Annotated in this window: 20 protein-coding genes and 1 pseudogene; 10 read left to right on the forward strand and 11 right to left on the reverse strand. The window is 67.8% G+C overall.

What is annotated here, in order from left to right; all coding sequences use genetic code 11:
* Window positions 1–182 precede the first annotated feature (182 nt).
* Window positions 183–1,085, reverse strand: coding sequence for a D-hexose-6-phosphate mutarotase (locus tag QMX82_RS22225; protein WP_282287643.1), 903 nt, complete (start codon window positions 1,083–1,085; stop codon window positions 183–185).
* Between the two features lie 171 nt (window positions 1,086–1,256).
* Between QMX82_RS22225 and ampC the strand changes: the two genes are divergently transcribed.
* Window positions 1,257–2,411 (forward strand): class C beta-lactamase, encoded by a 1,155-nt coding sequence (ampC, locus tag QMX82_RS22230; protein ID WP_208693368.1) that lies wholly within the window; start codon window positions 1,257–1,259, stop codon window positions 2,409–2,411.
* Between the two features lie 255 nt (window positions 2,412–2,666).
* On the opposite strand, the gene QMX82_RS22235 is transcribed toward ampC, so the two are convergent.
* From QMX82_RS22235 to QMX82_RS22250, 4 genes are all read right to left on the reverse strand, one after another.
* Window positions 2,667–4,337 (reverse strand): Na/Pi cotransporter family protein, encoded by a 1,671-nt coding sequence (locus QMX82_RS22235; protein WP_208693367.1) that lies wholly within the window; start codon window positions 4,335–4,337, stop codon window positions 2,667–2,669.
* A gap of 164 nt (window positions 4,338–4,501) precedes the next feature.
* Window positions 4,502–5,254, reverse strand: a complete 753-nt coding sequence (locus tag QMX82_RS22240) for a TerC family protein (protein ID WP_187980726.1) — start codon at window positions 5,252–5,254, stop codon at window positions 4,502–4,504.
* Between the two features lie 116 nt (window positions 5,255–5,370).
* On the reverse strand, window positions 5,371–6,705 hold the full coding sequence (locus QMX82_RS22245) for a CitMHS family transporter (RefSeq protein WP_282287648.1): 1,335 nt from the start codon (window positions 6,703–6,705) through the stop codon (window positions 5,371–5,373).
* 266 nt (window positions 6,706–6,971) lie between these two features.
* Window positions 6,972–7,889, reverse strand: coding sequence for a LysR family transcriptional regulator (locus QMX82_RS22250; RefSeq protein ID WP_282287650.1), 918 nt, complete (start codon window positions 7,887–7,889; stop codon window positions 6,972–6,974).
* A gap of 100 nt (window positions 7,890–7,989) precedes the next feature.
* On the opposite strand from QMX82_RS22250, the gene QMX82_RS22255 reads away from it, so the two are divergent.
* Window positions 7,990–8,748 carry an SDR family oxidoreductase gene (locus tag QMX82_RS22255; protein ID WP_282287651.1) on the forward strand — a complete coding sequence of 253 codons (759 nt, stop codon included), beginning with the start codon at window positions 7,990–7,992 and terminating at the stop codon, window positions 8,746–8,748.
* A gap of 76 nt (window positions 8,749–8,824) precedes the next feature.
* Here the strand turns inward: QMX82_RS22255 and QMX82_RS22260 are convergent, their stop codons facing one another.
* Entirely contained in the window at window positions 8,825–9,727 is a 903-nt protein-coding gene (locus QMX82_RS22260) for a homocysteine S-methyltransferase family protein (protein WP_282287653.1), read from the reverse strand.
* Window positions 9,728–9,827: 100 nt separating this feature from the next.
* Here QMX82_RS22260 and QMX82_RS22265 point away from each other — a divergent pair, with 100 nt between their 5' ends.
* The 5 genes from QMX82_RS22265 to QMX82_RS22285 all read left to right on the forward strand — a co-directional run bounded on the left by QMX82_RS22265 (window position 9,828) and on the right by QMX82_RS22285 (window position 15,358).
* On the forward strand, window positions 9,828–10,649 hold the full coding sequence (locus QMX82_RS22265; RefSeq protein WP_133860181.1) for a transporter substrate-binding domain-containing protein: 822 nt from the start codon (window positions 9,828–9,830) through the stop codon (window positions 10,647–10,649).
* Window positions 10,646–11,452 carry an amino acid ABC transporter permease gene (locus QMX82_RS22270; protein WP_282287656.1) on the forward strand — a complete coding sequence of 269 codons (807 nt, stop codon included), beginning with the start codon at window positions 10,646–10,648 and terminating at the stop codon, window positions 11,450–11,452. The genes QMX82_RS22265 and QMX82_RS22270 overlap by 4 nt, the downstream gene beginning before the upstream one ends.
* A 136-nt stretch (window positions 11,453–11,588) precedes the next feature.
* Window positions 11,589–12,479 carry an SH3 domain-containing protein gene (locus tag QMX82_RS22275; RefSeq protein ID WP_208693362.1) on the forward strand — a complete coding sequence of 297 codons (891 nt, stop codon included), beginning with the start codon at window positions 11,589–11,591 and terminating at the stop codon, window positions 12,477–12,479.
* A 12-nt stretch (window positions 12,480–12,491) separates the two neighbouring features.
* Entirely contained in the window at window positions 12,492–14,351 is a 1,860-nt protein-coding gene (locus tag QMX82_RS22280; RefSeq protein ID WP_282287658.1) for a hypothetical protein, read from the forward strand.
* Window positions 14,351–15,358 carry a hypothetical protein gene (locus QMX82_RS22285; protein WP_282287659.1) on the forward strand — a complete coding sequence of 336 codons (1,008 nt, stop codon included), beginning with the start codon at window positions 14,351–14,353 and terminating at the stop codon, window positions 15,356–15,358. Before QMX82_RS22280 ends, QMX82_RS22285 begins: the two co-directional genes overlap by 1 nt.
* Window positions 15,359–15,367: 9 nt before the next feature.
* On the opposite strand, the gene pdxR is transcribed toward QMX82_RS22285, so the two are convergent.
* On the reverse strand, window positions 15,368–16,783 hold the full coding sequence (pdxR, locus tag QMX82_RS22290) for a MocR-like pyridoxine biosynthesis transcription factor PdxR (protein ID WP_282287660.1): 1,416 nt from the start codon (window positions 16,781–16,783) through the stop codon (window positions 15,368–15,370).
* A 90-nt stretch (window positions 16,784–16,873) separates the two neighbouring features.
* Here pdxR and QMX82_RS22295 point away from each other — a divergent pair, with 90 nt between their 5' ends.
* From QMX82_RS22295 to QMX82_RS22305, 3 genes are read left to right on the forward strand one after another with little or no spacing between them, the layout of a single operon-like run.
* Window positions 16,874–17,506 (forward strand): FMN-binding negative transcriptional regulator, encoded by a 633-nt coding sequence (locus QMX82_RS22295; RefSeq protein ID WP_282287661.1) that lies wholly within the window; start codon window positions 16,874–16,876, stop codon window positions 17,504–17,506.
* Window positions 17,507–17,520: 14 nt separating this feature from the next.
* Window positions 17,521–17,970, forward strand: a complete 450-nt coding sequence (locus QMX82_RS22300) for a GNAT family N-acetyltransferase (RefSeq protein WP_282287662.1) — start codon at window positions 17,521–17,523, stop codon at window positions 17,968–17,970.
* The gene (locus QMX82_RS22305) at window positions 17,967–18,638 is read left to right on the forward strand and encodes a GNAT family N-acetyltransferase (RefSeq protein WP_282287663.1); all 672 of its coding nucleotides are present in this window, start codon (window positions 17,967–17,969) and stop codon (window positions 18,636–18,638) included. The genes QMX82_RS22300 and QMX82_RS22305 overlap by 4 nt, the downstream gene beginning before the upstream one ends.
* A gap of 4 nt (window positions 18,639–18,642) precedes the next feature.
* On the opposite strand, the gene QMX82_RS22310 is transcribed toward QMX82_RS22305, so the two are convergent.
* From QMX82_RS22310 to QMX82_RS22325, 4 genes and pseudogenes are all read right to left on the reverse strand, one after another.
* On the reverse strand, window positions 18,643–19,077 hold the full coding sequence (locus QMX82_RS22310) for a CBS domain-containing protein (protein WP_007160094.1): 435 nt from the start codon (window positions 19,075–19,077) through the stop codon (window positions 18,643–18,645).
* 66 nt (window positions 19,078–19,143) lie between these two features.
* The gene (locus QMX82_RS22315) at window positions 19,144–19,989 is read right to left on the reverse strand and encodes a metal ABC transporter permease (RefSeq protein ID WP_282287664.1); all 846 of its coding nucleotides are present in this window, start codon (window positions 19,987–19,989) and stop codon (window positions 19,144–19,146) included.
* Window positions 19,989–20,843 carry a metal ABC transporter permease gene (locus QMX82_RS22320; RefSeq protein ID WP_282287665.1) on the reverse strand — a complete coding sequence of 285 codons (855 nt, stop codon included), beginning with the start codon at window positions 20,841–20,843 and terminating at the stop codon, window positions 19,989–19,991. The genes QMX82_RS22315 and QMX82_RS22320 overlap by 1 nt, the downstream gene beginning before the upstream one ends.
* A pseudogene (locus QMX82_RS22325) lies at window positions 20,843–21,042 on the reverse strand (manganese/iron ABC transporter ATP-binding protein); the annotation flags it as partial. The pseudogene QMX82_RS22325 and the gene QMX82_RS22320, both read right to left, overlap by 1 nt.

Genomic DNA, 21,042 nt, shown 5'->3' on the forward strand with positions numbered 1-21,042 from the left:
GCCCCAAGTCCTGCGCATCAAACTTCCCCTGCGCGCCCCCTCTCCCTCCGGGAGAGGGCCGGGGTGAGGGTGCGCTTGAAGCCTGGCAGCCCCAAGTCCTGCGCATCAAACTCCCCCTGCGCGCCCCCTCTCCCTCCGGGAGAGGGCCGGGGTGAGGGCCAGCCCGGACGCCTGGGCAGACCCTACAGCGCCTCGCGCCACAGGCTCACCGCCATCTCGGCCGAGGCGCCCGGCGCCACGCTGAGGACGTCGTCCATCACCCGGGCGGTCTCGATGCAGAGCATGCCGGTCCAGGCGTCGTCGGCGAACTGGCTCAGGCGCGCGGCCTTGTCGATCCAGGGATTCCACAGCACCGCCGAGTGGCTGTTGCGGGTCTCCACGAACAGCCGGCGCTGCCACTGGGGATCGCGGATCGCCAGGCGTGCCGGCAGGCCGACATAGACCCGGTCGGTCTCGGCGGTGATGGTCGGCTCGCCGTTCTGCCGCTTGCGGGTCCAGCCGTCCAGGCAGTTGTAGTAGTCGGCGTTGGCCAGGCCTTCGATGCCCACCTCACGGACGTCGCTCACGGCGAAATAGGTGTGCAGCGCCTGGCTCAGCACCAGCGGGTGATCTTCCAGATTGCGCACGCTCAGGGTCAGCTCCAGGCGTTCGCCCACACTTAGGCTGAGGGTCAGCTCGGTGGCATGGGGCCAGCCCGGGGTGGTCTCGGCGGAGGTGCGGTGGTGGAAGTCCAGGCGCACCCGGTCGGTGTCCACCTCGACGCCGCCGGCCTGCCAGGCGACCTGGCGCGCCAGGCCGTGGGCCGGGGCGTCCGCGGTGGTGGTGCACATGGCCTGGACCGCGGCCGGATTCTTCAGCAGGTCGCCGAACCAGGGCCAGCAGACCGGGATGCCGCCACGGATCGGGGTACCGGGCTCGAACACGGCTTCCGGATTGCCCCAGACGATGTCCGGCTCGCCGTCGAAGCCGTAGCGCAGCACATGGGCGCCCTGGCAGGCCACCAGGCCTTCGGCCTGGCCGACGCGGATGCGCCAGACGGGCAATTGGCCCAGTTGGATCTGTTCGACGAGGGGGGCAGCGGACATGGGATGACTCCTGGAAAAGGTGAGAGGCGACTGTAGTCCAGTCGAGGACCGGGCTCCAGCCAGCCATGGACAGCGCCGGCGGCAAAATCTTCCAACGCTGGCCGCGTCTCATACCGCTGTGGCAACGCTCGGCTAGACTCCTGGCCTCCCTTCCTCAGGAATAGCTCCCGCATGTCGGCTTTCCCGCGTCTTTCCCTGCTGCTCGGCCTGGGCCTGACCCTGCCGCTCCTGGCCAACGCCGCCAATCCCCTCGACGACGAGATCCGCGCCGCCGCCCGCGCGGTGATGGCCGAGCAGGACATTCCGGGCCTGGCCGTGGGTGTCACGGCCCCGGGCCTGCGCCGGCTCTACTACTTCGGCACCGCCGATCGCCGCAGCGGCCAGGCGGTGGACGCGGCCACCCTGTTCGAGATCGGCTCCCTGAGCAAGACCTACACCGCCGCCCTGGGTGGCTACGCGGCGGCGACCGGTCGCCTGCGGCTGGACGAGTCCGCCGCTCAGGTCCGCCCGGCTCTGGCCGGCAGCGCCATCGGCCAGGCCAGCCTGCTGCAGCTGGCCACCTACAGCGCCGGCGGCCTGCCGCTGCAATTTCCCGACAGCATCACCCGCGACGATCAGACGACGGCCTTCTACCGCGCCTTCCAGCCGCCCTTCCCCGCCGGCAGCCGCCGCCTCTACTCCAATCCCAGCATCGGCCTGTTCGGCGCCCTGGCGGCCCAGCGGCTCGACGAGCCCTTCGCCACGGCCTTGCAGCGCCACGTGCTCAAGCCCCTCGGCCTCGGCCATACCTATCTGCAGGTGCCGGCGGCCGAGCAGGCCCACTACGCCTGGGGCCATGGCAAGAACGACCAGCCGCTGCGGGTCAATCCGGGCGCCTATGCCGAAGAGGCCTATGGCATCAAGACCACCGCGGGCGATCTGCTCGCCTTCGTCGAGGCGAATCTGCATCCCGGCCGGTTGCCGGCGCCCCTGACCAAGGCGCTCGACGCCACCCAGCAGGGCTACTATCGCAGCGGCCCCATGACCCAGGGTTTGGCGTGGGAGGCCTACGCCTATCCGCTGCCCAAGGCTCAGCTGTTGGCCGGCAACACCCCGGCGATGGCCCTGCAGCCGCAACCGCTGGACTGGCAGCACCCGCCACTGCCGGCGAGCGGCGCCCGGTTGTTGAACAAGACCGGCTCCACCAACGGCTTTGGCGCCTATGCGCTGTTCATCCCCGAGCGCCAACTCGGCCTGGTGATCCTGGCCAACCGCAACTACCCGAATGCCGCGCGGATCGAGACGGCTTGGCGGATCCTGCAGCAGCTCGATAGCGGGGTGCAGTGAGGTACCCCAATCGCGGCCATGGGCCGCTCCTACAGAAGCATCACACCCTGTAGGAGCGGCCGCATCGGCGGACCGCCATGGCCGCGATCAACTCGAACCCCGTAGCGTGGATGACGGCGCAGCCTTTTCCACTGGGAGTTCGCAGCAGGGGGCCATCCGAAGTGGCGCTCAACTTCATTAGCGCTGACAAGATCAGATCAGTAGCGTGGATGACGGCGCAGCCTCATCCACGAACCCCCGCGTCAAACCGCGACCTCAAACCCCACCCGACTCCTCGCGCCCCTCCACCGGCAGCTCGTGCTCGGTGGCATAGCCGGCATCAGCCGCCTCCAGCACGCCGTGGGCGATGCTGCAGAACAGCGAATTGACCCGGCGCATGTCGCTGAGCAGACCCAGGTGCAGGGAGCTGGTCTCGAAGCTCTCCACCACCTGCTGATGCAGCCGCTCGACGTGGGCATGGGCATAGCGCCGTTCCAGCAGGCGGAAGCGCTGCTTGAGCCGACGCAGGCGGCGCGCCGCGTCCAGGTCGCCGGAGAGATAGACCGACAGGCACAGCTTGAGGCTGTCGACCAGCAGCCGGTGCAGCGCGGAGAGTTCGTCCACCCCGGAAGCCGAGAAGGAACGCCGGGCGGCGATCTTCTTGCTGTCGACGTCGCTGGCCATGCGCTCGATCAGATCGCCGGCCTGCTCCAGGTTGATCGCCAGTTCGATGGTCTCGGCCCAGCGCCGGCTGTCGCGCTCGTCCAGGTCGTCGCGCGGCATGCGCGCCAGGTACAGCTTGATCGCCGTGTAGAGGGCGTCGACGTCGTCGTCGAGACGACGCACCTCGCGGGCCAGCTGCTTGTCGCCGGCGTTGATCAACACCAGCAGGTGCTGCAGCATCTGCTCGACGACATCGCCCATGCGCAGGAGCTCGCGCGAGGCGTTGGTCAGCGCCAGGGCCGGGGTGTCCAGGGCGGCGGTATCCAGATGGCGCGGCCGCAGGATGGTCTCGGCACTGTCCTTGGCCGGCAGCATGGCGGTGCAGAAGCGCGCCAGGGGTCCGGTCAGCGGCAGGAACAGCAGGCAGCGCACCAGGTTGTAGGCGACGTGGAAACCGATCACCACCTCGGCGTCGTTGAAGTCGTAGCCCTGCAGCCAGTCGGCCAGCAGGCCGATCCAGGGCAGCACCAGGATGCAGCCGGCGAGCTTGAACAGCAGGCTGCCCACCGCCACCCGCCGCGCCTCCACGCCCTGCTTGGCCGCGCCCATCAGCGCCAGCACGCCGCTGCCCAGGTTGGCACCCACCACCAGGCACAGCGCCACCTTGAGCGAGATGACCCCGGAGCCGGCCAGGGTGGCGGTCAGCAGCACCGCCGCCAGGCTGGAATAGGAGACCATGGCGAACACCGCGCCGGTCAGGGCGTCGAGCAGCTGGTCACCGGTCAGTGAAGAGAACAGCACCTTGACCCCGGCCGCATGGGTCATGGGCGAGGCCGCCTCGACGATCAGCTGCAGCGCCAGGATGATCAGCCCCAGGCCGATGGCGACCCGGCCGAGCTGGCCGGCGCGGGTCTGCTTGCGGCCGAGAAAGAACACCACGCCGAGAAAGATCAGCAGCGGCGACAGCCAGGACAGGTCGAAGGTCAGCACCCGCGCCATCAGCGCGGTGCCCACGTCGGCGCCGAGCATGATGGCCAGCGCCGGGGTCAGCGGCACCAGGCCCTGGGCGACAAAGGAGGTCACCAGCAGCGCGGTGGCGTTGCTGCTCTGCACCAGGGCAGTGACGGCGATGCCGGAAAGAAAGGCCAGCGGCATGCGCTGCATGCTGCGGCTGAGCACCCGGCGCAGGCTGGCGCCGTATACCCGCAGGATACCGGTGCGCACGATATGGGTGCCCCACACCAGCAGGGCAACGGCGGATAGCAGATTGAGCAGTGTCAGCATCGTGGCGCCCTCCCGGCGCGTGTCCAAGAGCTCCTGGCGAGCTTGTCACAAAATCGTAATGACCGTTCTGCACAGACGCACGAGCCCGAAGGCAGGGCACCTTCGGGCTCGTGGGGACTTGCTGGTTTAGGCGACGGAGAGCCGGGTCGGTTCCGCCGCGGCGATCAGATCTGCTCCTTGCGCAGCTTGACCGCCTCGCGCGCCTTGGCCTTGCCGCGCAGGCGGATGTTGATGGCTTCCACCGCCAGCGAGAAGGCCATGGCGAAGTAGACGTAGCCCTTGGGCACATGGACTTCGAAGGCTTCGGCGATGAGCACGGTACCGACCACGATCAGGAACGACAGCGCCAGCATCTTCAGGCTCGGGTGCTTGTCGATGAAATTGCTGATGGCACCGGCCGCCAGCATCATCACCAGCACCGCGACGATGATCGCCGCGACCATCACCGGCACGTGGCTGACCATGCCCACCGCGGTGATCACCGAGTCCAGCGAGAAGACGATGTCGATGATGGCGATCTGGATGATGGTGCCGACGAAACCGCCACCCTTCTTCTGGGGCGCGTCCTCGTCGTGCTCGTCCTCGCCTTCCAGGCCTTCGTAGATCTCGGCACTGCTCTTCCACAGCAGGAACAGGCCGCCGAAGAAGAGGATGAGGTCACGCCCGGAGATGCCCTGGCCGAAGACGAAGAACAGGTCGGCGGTGAGGCGCATCACCCAGGTGATGGACAGCAGCAGCAGGATGCGGGTGACCATGGCCAGGGCCAGACCGAAGAAGCGGGTCCGCGCCTGCATGTGCTTGGGCATGCGGCTGACCAGGATGGAGATCATGATGATGTTGTCGATGCCCAGAACGATTTCCAGGGCCGTCAGGGTAAAGAAGGCGACCCAGATTTCCGGGTTGGTCAGCCAGTCCATTGCGAATCCTCTTATAGCTGAGACGCGCTCGGGCGCGCGCTCCAATGGAAAAGGCGCGTCAGGCGACGCGCCGTTTTCGAACAGCCGGCAAGGCTAGTCGTACAAATGGTAAAACTCTAGCGGCTGTACAGCGGAAACACACCCAGTAACAAAGCACCGCCCAGCAGGAACATGCAGGTCACGGTCGCCCATTTCAGGGTGAAGCGCTGATGGTCGCCGAACTCCACCTTGGCCAGGCCCACCAGCAGGTAGGTCGAGGGCACCAGGGGGCTGAGCAGGTGCACGGGCTGACCGACGATGGAGGCCCGGGCGATCTCCACCGGACTGATGCCATAGGCCGCGGCGGCCTCGGCCAGCACCGGCAGCACACCGAAGTAGAAGGCGTCGTTGGAGATGAAGAAGGTGAACGGCAGGCTGACCAGGGCGGTGATCACCGCCATGTACGGACCCAGGGCGTCCGGGATCACCGCCAGCAGGCCCTTGGACATGGCGTCGACCATGCCGGTACCCGAGAGGATGCCGGTGAAGATGCCCGCGGCGAAGATCAGCGAGACCACCGCCAGCACGTTTTCGGCATGGGCGGCGATGCGCTGCTTCTGCATGTTCAGGCAGCGGTAGTTGACGGTCATGGCGATGCCGAAGGCGATCATGAACAGCACCGGCATCGGCAGCACGCCAACGATCAGCGCGGCCATCAGCGCCAGGGTCAGCAGGCCGTTGAACCAGCGCAGGTGCGGGCGGCGGGCCTCGGCGCACTGGGAGACGGTGACGTCGGCGCCTTCGGTCTCGCCGATCTGCAGGATGCCCAGGCGCGCGCGCTCGCTGCGGCCATAGAGGTAGGCGAGGAAGAACAGCCAGGCAATGGCCAGCAGCATGGGCCCGATCATGGGCACGAAGACGTCGGCCGGATCCACGTGCAGGGCACTGGCGGCGCGGGCGGTCGGACCGCCCCAGGGGGTCAGGTTCATCACGCCACTGGAGAGCAGCATCAGGCAGGTCATGATCAGCGGATTCATGCCCAGGCGCTTGTACAGCGGGAACATGGCCGCCACGCAGATCATGTAGGTGGTCGAGCCGTCACCGTCCAGGGAGACCACCAGGGTCAGGAAGACGGTGCCCATGGCCACCTTGAGCGGATCGCCCTTGACCAGCTTGAGGATCCAGCGCACCGCCGGGTCGAACAGACCGGTATCGATCATCACGGCGAAGTAGAGGATCGCGAACAGCAGCATCACGCCGGTGGGCGCCAGCTTGCGGATGCCGTCGAGCATCATCGGGCCGAGGGCGTCGAGCTTGATGCTGCCGAGGCTGGCGAATTCGCTGGACAGCGCCCAGGCCAGCACGGCGAAGGCGATCGGCACCATGGTCAGGGCGATCAGCGGAGACAGGCGCTTGGTCATGATCAGGTACATGAAGGTCATGACCATGGCGAAGCCGAGGAAAGTCAGCATGGGAATACCTCTGAATTTTCGCGAAGAGAAGGAGGGTTCAGCCGCGGCGCAGCGGCGCGGAGAGGGCGAAAATCCAGGGGAGACGGGCGCGCGGGGACGCCTGGAAGGACAGATACGACATGGCAAGAATCCTGGTTATTTTTGTAGGCACGTCGCCCGCTCACGGGGGCGGGTCTTGAGCGGATCCTAAGAGGTCAACCTTTCGCCAGCCTTGCGTGGTGGCGAGTGGATGTTGCGGGATGTCACGAAGCCGACATGGACGGCGGCTATTCGGCCCGCTGCCAGCCCGGGGTGCTCAGGTGCTCGACGAAGAAATCGAACAGCACCTGGATCCTGGTCGGGCGACTGCGCGCCGAGGGGGTCACGAAATAGAGGCCGCCACGGGTCAGCTGCCAGTCCGGCAGCAGCTGCACCAGCCGGCCATCGGCCAGGTAGTCGGCGGCGATGAAGTCCGGCAACTCGGCGATGGCCAGGCCTTCCAGCAGCACCGGCAGCAGGGCTTCGGAATTGGTGACGCGCAAGGGACCACGCGGCAGCACGCCTTCCTCGCGACCGTCGTCCCCGCTGAAGCGCCACACCTGGCTGCGCGCCCGGTAGGCGTAGCTCAGGCAGGCATGCTCGGTCAGTTCCTGCGGATGTTGGGGATGGCCATGGCGCTCGACATAGGCCGGCGCCGCCACCAGCAGCTGGCTGACCGCGCAGAGCCGCCGGGCGACCAGCGAGGAGTCGGGCAAGGCGGCGATGCGCAGGGCGGCGTCGAAGCCCTCCGCCACCAGATCCACGGTGGCATCGGACAGGTGCAGATCCACCGTCAGCTGGGGATAGCGGCGCAGCAGTTCGGGCAGCAGCGGCGCCACCCAGCGCAGGCCGAAGGCCATGGGCACCGCCAGCCGTACCAGGCCGCGGGGCTGCACGGCGCGCACCTGGGCGGCGCTTTCGGTCGCCTCCGCCTGGCGATAGAGATCGCTGGCCTGGGCGGCCAGCTCGCGGCCGAATTCGGTCAGCGCCAGCTGCCGCGAGGTGCGATTGAACAGCCGCCCGCCGAGGCGTTCCTCAAGGCGCGTCACCGCCCGCGAGACGGTGGCCACCGACACGCCCAGCACCCGCGCCGCGGCGGCGAAGGAGCCCTCTTCGGCGACCTTGGCGAACATCGCCAAGCCTTCGAAATCCGGCAATCTGCTCATTTCATTTCTGCAACGATGACTTTCCAATCATTCTATTTTGCAGAGAAGCCAGGGTCGATAGGCTGACTCCACCTGATCACAACCGCGTGGAGATTCAGCCATGACCCTCAAGCTCGCCGACAAGATCGCCCTCGTCACCGGCGCCACCAGCGGCATCGGCCTGGCCGCCGCCAAACTCTTTGCCCAGCAGGGCGCCCACGTCATCCTCACCGGCCGACGGCAGGCGGAACTGGATGCCGCGGTCGCCCAGGTCGGCAACGGCAACGCCACCGGCATCGCCGTGGACTCCTCGCGCCTGGACCAGCTCGATGCCCTCTATGCGCGCATCCGCCGCGAGCACGGACGCCTCGACGTGCTCTACGTCAACGCCGGAGGTGGCAGCATGCTGCCCCTCGCCGAGGTGACCGAGGCTCACTACGACGACACCTTCGATCGCAACGTGAAGGGGGTGCTGTTCACCGTGCAGAAGGCCCTGCCGCTGCTGGCGGACCATGCCTCGGTGATCCTGGCCGGCTCCACAGCCGCCAGTACCGGCACCCCGGCCTTCAGCGTCTACGGCGCATCCAAGGCCGCCGTACGCGCCTTCGCCCGCAACTGGATCCTGGAGCTGCAGGGCCGCGGCATCCGCATCAACACCCTGAGTCCGGGTGCCACCCGCACCCCGGGGCTGGTGGAACTGGCCGGTCCGGATGCCGCCCAGCAGCAGGGTCTGCTGGACCACCTGGCCAGCCAGATCCCCCTGGGTCGCGTCGGCGAGCCGGAGGAAATCGCCAGGGTTGCGCTGTTCCTGGCCTCCAGCGATTCCAGCTTCGTCAACGGCGCCGAACTCTTCGCCGATGGCGGCCAGGCGCAGGTCTGAACGGCGTCTGGCGCCAAGAAAAAAGCGGACAGCGCTCAGGGCGCTGTCCGCTTTTTTTGCCGACTGAATGCGGGCGTCAGCCGCGCAGTCGCGTGTTGAGCACGGCGATGTGCTCCGGGCCGATGCCGCAGCAGCCGCCGATCAGGCTCGCGCCACGCGCCTGCCAGTCTTGGGCGAAGCTCAGGTAGCCGGGCGGATCCAGGTCCGGACGCAGGGGGTCGAGGCCGTCGTTGGCGGTGGCCTCTTCCGGCTGGGGCGGGAAGGCGTTGGCATAGGCACCAAAGGGAATCTCGATCCCCGCCGCGGCGAAGGTCGCCCGCGCGGTATCCAGCGCCGCGGCCATCACCTCGGGCTGGCTGCAATTGAACAGCAGCGCCCCGGCGCCCAGTTCCACCGCCAGCTGCGCGGCCGCGGCCACCGGCTCGCCGGATCTCAGCCGTGGGATCTCGTCGACGTCTTCGTCCTTCAGGGTGAAGGACAGCCACAGCGGCTTGCCATCCCCGGGCAGCCCGGCGGCGATGGCGCGCACCTCGGCCAGGGCGCTCTGGGTCTCCGCCAGCCAGAGATCGACATGGGGCGCCAGACCGCGGATCAGCGGCTGCAGCACCTCGTCCACCCGCGCCGGCTCGAACAGATCGGGACGATAGGAGCCAAACAGCGGCGGCAGCGAACCCGCCACCCGCACCGGCTGACCACTGGCCACCACCGCCTGCCGTGCCAGCTGGCCGGCCCGCGCGGCCAGGGCTTCGCCTTCTGCCGCAAAGCGCTCTTCGCCGATATGGAAGGGCACCACCGCATAGCTGTTGCTGGTGATCACCTGGGCACCCGCCTCGATGTAGGCACGATGCACAGCTTCCACCTGCTCGGGCGCCTCGCTCAGGGCCAGGGCCGACCACTCCGGCTGGCGAAAGGGCGCGCCACGGCGCTGCAGCTCACGGCCCATGCCACCGTCGAGCAGAACTAGATTCATGTTGGCCATATAGCTATTTCACTTTTCCTTATAACCAAAACAGAGTTCAATATCGGTTCTCATATCTCTCTAATACCAGGCCCTCTTTCCCTTTGCAAAGGACACCCCCATGAGAACCGCTCTGCTATCGGCCCTCGGCCTGACCCTGGCGCTGGTCGCCACCTCGGCCTCGGCCGGTACCACCCTGGACCGCATCAAGGCCAAGGGCGAGCTGGTCAATGTCCTCATGGAGAGCTATCCGCCCTTCTCCCAGCTCAATGCCCAGAACCAGCTGGAAGGCTTCGACGTGGACGTGGCCAAGGCCGTGGCCGACAAGCTCGGTGTCAAGCTGCGCCTGGAAACCCCTTCCTGGGACGTGATCGCCGCCGGTCGCTGGAGCGGTCGCTACGACGTCTGCATCTGCTCCATGACGCCGAGCCAGGCGCGCGCCCAGGTGTTCGATTTCCCGGTCAACTACTACGCCTCGCCAGCGGTGATCGTGGTCAACGCCGGTGACGACCGCATCCACGGTGCCAAGGACCTCTCCGGCAAGAAGGTCGGCGTCACCAGCGCCTCCTCCTACGAAAGCTATCTGAACAAGGACCTGACCATCGAAGGCCAGGAAGACCAGCCGCTGAGCTACCCCTTCGACCAGGTGCAGGTGGTGCCCTTCCCCGACGACAACGTCGCCTTCCAGGACCTGGGCCTGGGCGCCGGCAAACGCCTGGACGCGGTGCTGACCAACCTGGTGACCGCCCAGCCGCGCCTGGCCCAGGACAGCAAGTTCAAGCTCGCGGGCGCACCGCTCTATGCCGAGCCCAACGCCGTGGCCATCGAGAAGGGTGATGCGGAATTCGCCGCCAAGCTGCGCGAGATCATCGAGGGGCTGCGCCAGGACGGCACCCTGAAGCGGATCTCCGACAAGTGGATCGGTGCCGACATCAGCCAATGAGTCAGTTACCGCCCCCGGTCGAATCGCGTCCGCTGCTGAGCTTTCGTACCCGTGTCTGGCTGACCTGGCTGGCGCTGCTGGCCGGGGGCGTGGTCTTCGTGCTCGGCTTCGACCTCAAGTTCGCCAGCGTCTGGCCGCGCCTGCCCAACCTGGTGGGCTGGCGCCTGGGCCCCAACGGCTTCCTGCAGGGCGCGGCCCTGACACTGTTCCTCAGCCTCAGCTCCATCCTGGTGTCGGTGCTGCTGGGCTTCGCCGCGGCCCTGGGGCGGCTGTCGTCCAGTGCCCTGGCCTATGGCGTGGCGACCTTCTACGCATCCTTCTTTCGCGGCACCCCGCTGCTGATCCAGATCCTGCTGATCTACCTGGGCCTGCCGCAGATCGGCGTGGTCCCCGGCGCCATCAGCGCCGGCATCCTCGCCCTGTCGCTGAACTACGGCGCCTACCTCAGCGAGATCTTCCGCGCCGGCCTGCTCGGCGTCCCCGCCGGTCAGCGCGAGGCGGCCCGGGCCCTGGGTTTGCCGCCGCGGGTGATCTTCTGGCGCGTCACCCTGCCCCAGGCCATGCGCAGCATCATCCCGCCCACCACCAGCCAGTTCATCTCCATGCTCAAGGACTCCTCCCTGGTCTCGGTGATGGGTGTCTGGGAGGTGATGTTCCTCGCCCAGTCCTATGGCCGCTCCAGCTACCGCTACCTGGAAATGCTGACCACCGCGGCGGTGCTCTACTGGCTGATGTCCCTGGCCATGGAATTCATGCAGTCGCGCCTCGAGCGGCATTATGGGAAGGCGTATCGGGGGCGTTAGCGCCTCCAGCTACGCCTTCCGGGCCATGCTAGCCCTTTGATGCCAAACCCGCTTTCAGTGAATCAGGTCACAACGTCTCTGGAGCAAGCCTCTACCATTCCCTCCTCCTAAATTTTCGCTTCGGAAAGGACTCGTAATGAAGCCTCGTCATCGCCTCGCCGTTCTCTGCCTGGGTGGCAGCCTCGCCGTCACGGGCTGCTCCAACATGTCGCAGAACGAATGGCTCAATCAGGAAAACGTCGGCACCGTGGTCGGGGCAGCGGCCGGCATCCTTGTTGGCAGCCAGATCGGTGGTGGCAGTGGCCGTACCGCCGCCATGCTGGCCGGCGCCCTCGCCGGTGGCGCCCTGGGCAAGACCCTTGGGGCCAAGCTCGACCAGCGTGATCGCGAGGCCCTGGCCGTGCAGACGCAAAAGGCGCTGGAGCACGCCCAGGATGGTCAGGTGACCACCTGGACCTCCGACCACAGCGGCGCCACCGCCCGCATCGTGCCGGTGGCGACCGAGACCGAAGCCCGCCAGGTAGCGGTCAAGCGCACGCCCAAGGTGCAGAAGGTCGAGCAGTTGACCCTGCTCAACAAGCCCTATCAGTCGATCAAGTCGGCCAATCTGCGCGCCGCACCCAACGACAATGCCGCCAAGGTCGGCGGACTGCCCACAGGTACGCGCTTCACCGCCCTGGGCCGTACCGGCAACGACTGGATCGCCGTGGGCCGCAAGGGCGTGACCATCGGCTATGTCTACGCGCCCCTGGTGACTCCGGCGACCACTGCCACGCTGGCGACCTCTGGCAAGACCAAGGCTCAACCGGCACCCGCGGTGGATCTGGATACCCTGGACGTGGCCAGCGCCAAGCAGCAGGGCGTGGACCTCGATGCCGCCGATCTCGATGCCGCGCCGGTGCAGGACAAGGTCGCCGCCAAGACCACCTGCCGCACCCTGAACTACAGCCTGAGCCAGGACGGTCAGCAGGATCAGCAGACCACCAAGGCCTGCCAGGCCGCTGACGGTGCCTGGGAACTGATCTAAGGAAGGATGACCATGAAACCCACCCTGCTGGCCCTGACGCTGCTGGCCACGGCCACGGCTGCCCAGGCCGAAAGCACCCGCCTCGCCTATTCCAAGGCCGAAGACGTCGAGGTCTTCGTCGATCACCCTGCAGCCGCCTGGTGCGCCCCCGACCTGGCGCTGCGCTTCGTCTATGGCAAGCCTGCCGAGGCCGTGGCCGTCGAACGCCTGATGCCCAAGATCGGCGCATTGCTCGGCAAGCAGTGCGACCAGGCCGAACGCCTGACCTGGACGGCGACCGGTACCTCCGACGCCCGGCTGAACGGCACGGCCACCAGGGCCACGGCCTGGACCGCGCAGGTACAGAATCCGGCTGCGCTGACGACAGCCCCTGCTCCTGCCTCCGTCGAGCCGCCCAAGGCGACACCGCCTGCCGAGGCGCCCGCTGCGGCGGCGTCTGAGACTGCCAGGCCCGCCACTCCCCCGGTAGTCCCAGAGGCACCGGCACCGGCACCCACAGCTCCGCCGGCCCCGGTTGCTGAGTCGGCACCTGCCGCGCCGGCCAAGGTCGAGCCTGCACCTGCGGCAGCCAAGGCGCCTGTCGGTCAGATCGCCACCGATTTCGATGTCGCCGGCTGGCGCCCGGGCGATGGCGAAGCCGAACTCGCCAAGAGCGACTTCATCACCACCCTCAAGGACAGCCAGGGTTGCGCCTTCCGCGTTCCCTTCAAGGCCGAGGAAGACAGCCGCTACCTGCAGGTTCGCTCCAGTGGTATCCATTGTGAGAACGGCCTGGCCCAGGGCGAGGGTGAACTCGCCCTGGAGCGGAGCGACGGCAAGCAGTTGCAGCGCTGGAAGGGTTTCTTCCTCAATGGGCTGCCGCTGGACGACCATCTGCCGCCCCTGCGATTTGTCGGTTTCGATGATCAGAAGCGCGCTCTGTTCCTGCTGGCTAGCGACCCGGCCACCGCCAGCTACAGCCTCTTGCGGCTGCGCTACTCCTATCAAAGGGGTTGGCTCGTGAACTATCCGACGGTCCTCTTCGTGACAGCCGATAGTGAGCAATTTCGCCAGCTCTCACGGATTCAGCCCATCATCGAGCAGACCCAGCGCCAGATCTCGGCACTAAAGACGGGCATCCAGCAATTCTCTGTTCTTGCCATGCGGGATGTCCAGAAAGGCTCTACGCAACAGTCATGGAGTAGCGGCGAGGTCAGCCAGGACTACTGGCTCTACGAGGTTGCCATTGGTCAGAACTGGCGCAACAAGGCATGGCAATTCAATCCCGAACAGGCCACCAACTACCTCTTCCGCTGGGACGAGAAGCAGGTGCGCCAGCGCGAGCAGGCCGAGCGTGAGCGGGAGCGTGAAGCCCAGCAGGCCCGACTGCAGGTTGCGTTCAAAGCCCGCCAGCAACTAGGCCTCTATAAATCCTTGGCTGAACAGGCACGGTCCAATCCGCAGGGACTGTTGGCAAGTCAGGTCAACGATGTGGACTACACGCCGGGCAGCGGTGGCGACTATGGCGACTTGGTGCGTGGCGCTACCCATCCGGTACGCCTGATCGCCAGGGTCACCAAGACGAATAGCGACGGCTGGAGCCTCGACTATCCCTATCCGCTCCAGGCGCAGGTACCGGCCGGCATCCCGGCCAAGACCGGCTGGTATGTCCTGAGCGGCACCCTGCAGCTCGATCCGAAGGCGCGTGACACCGACGACCTGCCCCTGACGCACCTGACGGCCAAGGTCGTGCAGCCCTGCACCAGCGAAGGCTGCAGCGACCTGCGCGATCCCCTGGCGCTGGCACGGGTGCAATTCGAAGATCCCGCCTGGACCCCCGAGGCGGCCCGTCAACAGCTCAAGGATGCCGGTCTCGGCGAGGAGCGCTTCTGATGAAACGGACTCTCAACGTCAAACTCCTGGCCGGTGCGGCACTGGTCGTGGTGGTCGGTGGCTATTTCGGCCTCAAGGCCTACGCCGCTCATGTCGCCGACGGACGTCTGCGCGACTGGCTGTTCGAACACCACCTGCAGGACCGGATCAGCTGGCAGTCGCTGTCCTCCTCACCGCTGGGTGGCACGATCAAGCTGCACGAGGTGCGCATCAGCGATGGGCCGAGCATCGCCCAGCTGACCCTCTCCGACCTCAAGGACGAACCCGCCCACCGCCGGGCCGATGTCCAGTTCGAAGGCGTGGCCTTTCCGCCCGACGCCAAGGGGCGCTCGACGGCGCTGCACCTGCCTTTGGTGGGCAGTCTGTTGCTCGCCAGCGGGCGCGCCGAACTGGCGCCCTTCTCCGGCCGGCTGAAATGGAACGTCGAGGATGAGCTGGCCGACATCGGCCTGACCCTGGACCTGCCGGAGCTGCTGGACGTGGACGCGAGCCTGTCGCTGAGCCAGGTCCGCCGCCTGGCCGAAGACCTGAGCGAACTCGCCGACAGTGGCCAGGAGGAGAACCGACGCGGTCTGCTGTCGCCCTTCGCCCTGCTGGGCGGGCTGCAGCAGGGCGCGCAACGTGCCGAGCTCAAGGGCTTGCAGGTGGACGTCAGGGATAAGGGCTATTTCAAGCGCAGTCTGGCCCTGACCCGCCGCTATCTGCCGCTCGACCCTACCGCGGGCGACTTCGACAAGCAGCGCGACCGGGCGCTGGCCGCGGTGCACCAGCAGCAGCGCACTGACTGCCTGCAGGACTTCAAGAACCTGGGTGCGCGCGGCAAGGACCTCTGCAAGAGCCTGGTCGATCTGGCCTCCGGCGAGGAAGACGGTCTGCGGGTGAGTCTTGCGCCCAAGGAACGCGTGCGTCTGGGCGATACCCTGGCCGTCGCGCTGACCGCGGCCCTGGATCCCGCTGGCGCCGCCGGTCTGCTGGACCGTCTCAACCTGGAGTCGAAAAGCCTCTGACGGCAGCGCTCAGGCCCAGGCTTCCCGCAGCCTGGCCAGCGCCTCGACGATCCGCGTCTCCGGCACCGCCGCGAAGCCCAGCACCAGTCCGGCGCGGGCGTCGGGCGGGGTCGGGCCCTCGGGCAGCCAGTAGCGCGACAGCGCATTGAGTTCCACCCCGACCGCGGCTGCCCGGGTCACCAGCTCGGCTTCGCGGGCCAGGTGGGTGACCGGCAGGCACAGATGCAGGCCGGCCACCGGGACGCCCGGCGGGGCGCAGCCGGCAACCTCTGGCCAGCCGGCCAGCAGGGCATCGCGGCGATTGCGCGCGGCCCGTCGCATGCGGCGGATATGGCGCTGGAAGTGGCCCTGTTCGATGAAATCGGCCATGACCGTCTGGGTGGCGCTGTCGAGGTGACGGACGCCGGCCCGTTGCAGCTCCAGCAGCGCCGGCAGCAGCGCGGGCGGGGCCACCAGATAGCCCAGGCGCAGGCCGGGAAAGGCGATCTTGGAAAAGGTGCCGACATAGAGCACCCGACCGTGGCGATCCAAGGCGGCCAGGGGCGCCAGCGGCGCGCCCTGGTAGCGGTATTCGCCGTCGTAGTCGTCCTCGACGATCCAGCCGTCGGCCTGCCGCGCCCAGTCCAGCAGCGCCAGGCGGCGCGGCAGGGACAGTACCGCGCCGGTGGGATACTGGTGCGACGGGGTGACATAGACCAGCCGGCAGTCCGGCAGCCCTGCCAGCTGCTCCACCATCAGCCCGGCCCCATCCACCGCAACGCCCTGCAACCGCGCCCCGCCACTCTGCAAGGCCAGGCCCGCGGCGCGATAGCCGGGATCCTCCATGGCCGCCCGGGCTCCGGGCGCCAGCAGCAACCGGGCGCAGAGTTCGATGGCCTGCTGGGCGCCGCTGGTGATGAGGATCTGCTCGGGTGCGCAGACCAGGCCCCGCGCCTGGCGCAGGTAGGCACAGAGCAGGCGGCGCAGCCGCGGTTCGCCGCCGGGTTCGCGATAGCCCAGCAGCGCCGGCTCCGGCTGGCGCCAGAAACGCTGTTGCAGCCGCGCCCAGGTGGCGAAGGGAAACAGATCCACCGCCGGCAGGCCGACCCGAAAGGCGCACGGTGCGCCGGACGGCACGCTGGCCGGGGGCACGGGTGTCGTCCTGACCGTGGCTTCGGGAGCGGCCAGCGCCCGGGTCACGGGCGCGACATAGGTACCGTCACCCAGGCGGCTGTCGAGAAAACCCTCGGCCAGGAGCTGCTCGTAGGCGGCGGTCACGGTATTGCGCGAGATCCCCAGCAACCGCGCCAGTTCACGACTGGCCGGCAGCCGTACCCCGGCGGCCAGCTCACCGGCCAGGATGCGCTCGCGCAGGCCCTGGTAGAGCTGGCGCGCCAGGCCCTGCCCCGGCTCCAGCAACAGCCCCGACGGCTCGAATCCCAGCATGGATTGGCACCCTGAAAGTCATGGAAATTGGCTCTTACAGGGAGCCAAAGGCGACCTTAGCATGGCTGGACGTCGCTGGAGTTCCTGCCCATGTATCCCAATCCTGCCTTTCGCCTCGAAGACCTGCCCAGGCTGCACCAGCATCTGCGCGATCATGCCCTGGCGCTGCTCATCAGCCAGACCGACGCCGGTCCGCTGGTCAGCCATCTGCCGCTCTGGCTGGCACCCGACGAGGGTCCCTGTGGCACCCTCTACGGCCATCTGGCACGCAGCAATCCCCAGGCCCAGCCGCTGGTCGAGGCAGGCCAGGTATTGGCGGTGTTTCAGGGTCCCCAGGCCTATGTCAGCCCGGCCTTCTATCCCGGCAAGGCCGAACATGGCCGGGTGGTGCCGACCTGGAACTACCAGGCCGTGCACGCCCGCGGCAACGTCGAGGTATTCGATGACCCCGAGCGGCTGCTACAGCTGCTGGAACGCCTCACCGACCAGCACGAAGCCGGGCGTGCCCGCCCCTGGCAGGTCGCGGATGCGCCCGCGGATTATGTCCAGGGCATGCTGCGCGCCATCCGCGGCCTGCGCCTGCCGCTGGACAGCCTCCAGGGCATCGCCAAGCTCAGCCAGAATCGCAACGCCGCCGATCGCGAAGGCGTCCGCCAGGGACTGGCCGCCAGCCCGGTAGCCGGCGACCAGGCGCTGGCCGCCCTGATTCCCTCTCTCGCCTGACCCTGGAGCCACCCATGACCATCCGCCCCCTGAGCGAAGCCGATCACGCCGTCTGGCACGACCTCTGGCAGGCCTACCTGGCCTTCTACGAGACCCGGCTGCCGGAAACCACCTACGCCCGCACCTGGCAACGGCTGCTTGACCCCGCCCAGCCCCTGCACGGCGCCCTGGCCTGGGACGGCAAGCGCCCCCTGGGCCTGGTGCACTTCATCTATCACCCCTCCTGCTGGACCGAAACCGACTACTGCTACCTGCAGGATCTCTATGTCGCCGAGGATCACCGCGGCGGCGGTCTGGGCCGCGCCCTGATCGAGCATGTCTATGCCCGCGCCGCAGCGGACGGCTGCGACCGGGTGCACTGGCTGACCCATGAGACCAACTACCCGGGGCGTCAGCTCTATGATCGCATCGCCACCCGCTCCGGTTTCATCCAGTACCGCCACCTGCTGGGAGACAGACCATGACCCCTCTCGACTGGACCCCGGCCCAGCTGCCCCAGCCCCGCTTGCTGCAGGGTCGCCATGTACGCCTGGAACCCCTGGCCCCCCAGCGTCACGGCGACGATCTCTGGGAGGCCCTGCACGACCAGGACCCGGCCCTGTGGGACTATCTGCCCTATGGCCCCTTCACCGAGCGGGCGGTCTTCGACAGCTGGCTGGCGGGCCTGGCCCAGGGGCGCGATCCCTTGTTCTACGTTGTGGTGGATCCCCGCCATGGCCGCGCCCTCGGGCAACTCAGCCTGATGAGCATCGTCCCCGAACACGGCAGCATCGAGATCGGCCATGTCGCCTTTGGCGGGCGCCTGCAGCGCACGCCCCTGGCCACCGAAGCCTTCTATCTGCTGATGCAGGAAGCCTTCGCCCTCGGCTATCGGCGCCTGGAGTGGAAGTGCGACGACGCCAATGCCCGCTCGAAGCGCGCCGCCGAGCGGCTGGGGATGCGCGCTGAAGGCCTCTTTCGTCAGCACCGGGTGGTCAAGGGCCGCAACCGCGACACCGCCTGGTTCAGCCTGCTGGATCACGAATGGCCCATGGTGGACGCCGGCTTCCGGCGCTGGCTGGCGGCGGAAAATTTCGATGCCGCAGGGCGCCAGCTCAGCGCCCTTGCCGTGACCGCCGGACGCACCGGCTGACCCGTCACTCGCCGCGGATATAACCCTCCAGATGGCGGATCAGCTCCGCCTGCTGGACGGTGGTGGCCTTGACCAGATCGCCGATCGACAGCAATCCGATCAGCTTGCCGTTGCCCATCACCGGCAGGTGGCGCAGGTGGTGGTCGGTCATCATCTGCATGCAGTCGCCCACGGTCTGCTGCGGCAGCACGATGATGACCGCCTCGGTCATGATCTCGCTGACCGGGGTCGCATAGGAGGAACGTCCCTGCAGGGCCACCTTGCGCGCATAGTCGCGCTCGCTGACGATGCCCACCAGCTCGCCGTCGCGCATCACCGGCAGCGCCCCGACGTTCTTTTCCGCCATCAGCCGCAGGGCGTCGAGCACCCAGGCGTCGGGAGCGATGGTGTAGACGTCCTGCTGGGTCTTCAGGGCGAGCAACTGGGCGACGGTTTTCATTGTGGTTCTCCTGAGATGAGGCGAGCGTGACCGGAAACGCCTGGCAGGGCCGGTCAGCCGATTACATCAGGCCACCTGAACGCCCTTGTCGCCCGAACGACGTCGATCCCGCCACAGGCGCCATGCCAGGGCCAACAGGAAACCGGCCGTCAGCAGCACCACCAGGGTGGGTGCCGGCGCGCTGTCCCAGACCAGGCTCAGCAGTACCCCGCCCAGGGCCGCCATCACGGCCAGCGCCGTGGCCACCAGCAGCATCCAGCCAAAGGAGCGGGTCAGCAGGAAGGCGGTGGCGCCGGGGGCGATCAACAGCGCCACCATTGGCACCATGCCCACCGCCTGCAGGGCGCCGACCACGGTCAGGGCGATCAGGCCGAGCAGGCCGTAGTGCAGCAGCCCTACCCGCAGGCCCAGGGCCCGTGCCTGGGCCACATCGAAGGCCAGTACCAGCAGGTCGCGCCAGCGACAGGCCAGCGCCAGCACCACCAGGCCGGCGATCACCGCCATCTGCCAGAAGGCCTCCGGGGTCACCCCCAGCAGGTCGCCGAGCAGGATGTGGTCCAGGTGCAGCTCGGTGGGCAGCCTGGCGTGCAGCACCAGGCCCAGGCCGAACATGCCGGAAAAGACCACGCCCATCAGGCTGTCCTGCTTTACCCGGCTGTGGCGCTTGAGATAGCCGGTGGCCAGGGCGCAGCCCAGTCCCGCGACAAAGGCGCCCGCCACCAGCGGCGCGCCCAGCGCCGACGCCAGCACCAGGCCGGGAAACACCGCGTGGGCGATGGCATCGCCCAGCAGCGCCCAGCCTTTGAGCACCAGAAAGCAGGACAGCAGCGCCGCGGGCACCGCCACCAGCACGGCCATCAGCAGTGCCTGGCGCATGAAGTCGACTTCCAGGGTCAGCCACAGCCAGTCCATCAGCTCGCCTCCGCCGTCTGCCGCGCCCGCCGGCGGTTGGCCAGCAGGCCGTGACGCGGCGCCAGCACGAAGGCCAGCAGGAAGATCAGGGTCTGCAAGACCACCACGCAGCCACCGGTGGCGCCGTCGAGGAAGTAGCTTAAATAGGTGCCCAGCAGCCCGCTGCCGACGCCGATGGCGACGCTGATCAGCACCACCCGGGAGAAGCGGTCGCTGAGCAGATAGGCTGTCGCCCCCGGCGTCACCACCAGGGCGATGACCAGGAAGGCGCCCACCGTCTGCATCGCCGCCACGGTGCTCAGCGCCAGCAGGGTGAAAAACAGCAGTCGGTATGCCGTGGGATTGAGGCCGCAGGCACGCGCCTGGCCCTCGTCGAAGAACACCAGCAGCAGATCGCGCCACTTGAGCAGCAGCACCAGCAGGGAGACGGCGGCGATAATCAGCAACTGGCGACTGGCCTCGGGGGTAATGGCCAGGATGTTGCCGAAGACGATGGTCTGGATGTCCACCGCGACCGGCGCCAGCGAGACCAGGAACAGCCCGCCACCAAAGAAGGCGCTGAAGATCAGCCCGATGATGACGTCTTCCTTGAGCCGGGTGTATTGCCGCAGGCCGAGCATGGCCCCGGCCGCCGCGCCACCGGCGAGAAAGGCGCCGAGGGCCAGCGGCAGGCCGAGCAGATAGGCGCCGGCCACGCCGGGCACCACGGCATGGGACAGGGCATCGCCGATCAGCGACCAGCCCTTGAGCATCAGGTAGGCGGAAAGGAAGGCGCACAGCCCACCCACCAGCGCCGCCGCGCCCAGGGCGTTTCTCATATAGCCGTAGGCCAGGGGTTCCAGCAGCCCTTCCATCAGGCACGCTCCCGGTGCCGCGGCGCCGCCTGGCCCGCCTCGAACAGGCGCAGCGCGCCGCCAAAGGTGCGTTCCAGATTCTCCCGGGTAAAGACCTCGGCCGTCGGTCCCTGGGCCAGCACGGTGCGATCAAGCAGCACGGTGCGATCGCAGAAGCGCTCGATGCTGGCCAGGTCATGGGTCGACACCAGCATCGAGC

Origin of the sequence: Pseudomonas sp. PS02302 (genome assembly GCF_029959585.1) — a bacterium.
Classification (GTDB): Bacteria; Pseudomonadota; Gammaproteobacteria; order Pseudomonadales; family Pseudomonadaceae; genus Chryseomonas; species Chryseomonas aestiva.

Bases quoted from the DNA above. Each gene is read 5' to 3' on its own strand.
- QMX82_RS22275 (WP_208693362.1), top strand. From the start codon at position 11,589: ATGAAGCCTCGTCATCGCCTCGCCGTTCTCTGCCTGGGTGGCAGCCTC.
- QMX82_RS22245 (WP_282287648.1), bottom strand. From the start codon at position 6,705: ATGCTGACTTTCCTCGGCTTCGCCATGGTCATGACCTTCATGTACCTG.
- QMX82_RS22260 (WP_282287653.1), bottom strand. From the start codon at position 9,727: ATGGCCAACATGAATCTAGTTCTGCTCGACGGTGGCATGGGCCGTGAG.
- QMX82_RS22235 (WP_208693367.1), bottom strand. From the start codon at position 4,337: ATGCTGACACTGCTCAATCTGCTATCCGCCGTTGCCCTGCTGGTGTGG.
- ampC (WP_208693368.1), top strand. From the start codon at position 1,257: ATGTCGGCTTTCCCGCGTCTTTCCCTGCTGCTCGGCCTGGGCCTGACC.
- QMX82_RS22255 (WP_282287651.1), top strand. From the start codon at position 7,990: ATGACCCTCAAGCTCGCCGACAAGATCGCCCTCGTCACCGGCGCCACC.
- QMX82_RS22265 (WP_133860181.1), top strand. From the start codon at position 9,828: ATGAGAACCGCTCTGCTATCGGCCCTCGGCCTGACCCTGGCGCTGGTC.
- pdxR (WP_282287660.1), bottom strand. From the start codon at position 16,783: ATGCTGGGATTCGAGCCGTCGGGGCTGTTGCTGGAGCCGGGGCAGGGC.
- QMX82_RS22280 (WP_282287658.1), top strand. From the start codon at position 12,492: ATGAAACCCACCCTGCTGGCCCTGACGCTGCTGGCCACGGCCACGGCT.
- QMX82_RS22295 (WP_282287661.1), top strand. From the start codon at position 16,874: ATGTATCCCAATCCTGCCTTTCGCCTCGAAGACCTGCCCAGGCTGCAC.
- QMX82_RS22300 (WP_282287662.1), top strand. From the start codon at position 17,521: ATGACCATCCGCCCCCTGAGCGAAGCCGATCACGCCGTCTGGCACGAC.
- QMX82_RS22305 (WP_282287663.1), top strand. From the start codon at position 17,967: ATGACCCCTCTCGACTGGACCCCGGCCCAGCTGCCCCAGCCCCGCTTG.
- QMX82_RS22225 (WP_282287643.1), bottom strand. From the start codon at position 1,085: ATGTCCGCTGCCCCCCTCGTCGAACAGATCCAACTGGGCCAATTGCCC.
- QMX82_RS22315 (WP_282287664.1), bottom strand. From the start codon at position 19,989: ATGGACTGGCTGTGGCTGACCCTGGAAGTCGACTTCATGCGCCAGGCA.
- QMX82_RS22240 (WP_187980726.1), bottom strand. From the start codon at position 5,254: ATGGACTGGCTGACCAACCCGGAAATCTGGGTCGCCTTCTTTACCCTG.
- QMX82_RS22250 (WP_282287650.1), bottom strand. From the start codon at position 7,889: ATGAGCAGATTGCCGGATTTCGAAGGCTTGGCGATGTTCGCCAAGGTC.
- QMX82_RS22285 (WP_282287659.1), top strand. From the start codon at position 14,351: ATGAAACGGACTCTCAACGTCAAACTCCTGGCCGGTGCGGCACTGGTC.
- QMX82_RS22310 (WP_007160094.1), bottom strand. From the start codon at position 19,077: ATGAAAACCGTCGCCCAGTTGCTCGCCCTGAAGACCCAGCAGGACGTC.
- QMX82_RS22320 (WP_282287665.1), bottom strand. From the start codon at position 20,843: ATGGAAGGGCTGCTGGAACCCCTGGCCTACGGCTATATGAGAAACGCC.
- QMX82_RS22270 (WP_282287656.1), top strand. From the start codon at position 10,646: ATGAGTCAGTTACCGCCCCCGGTCGAATCGCGTCCGCTGCTGAGCTTT.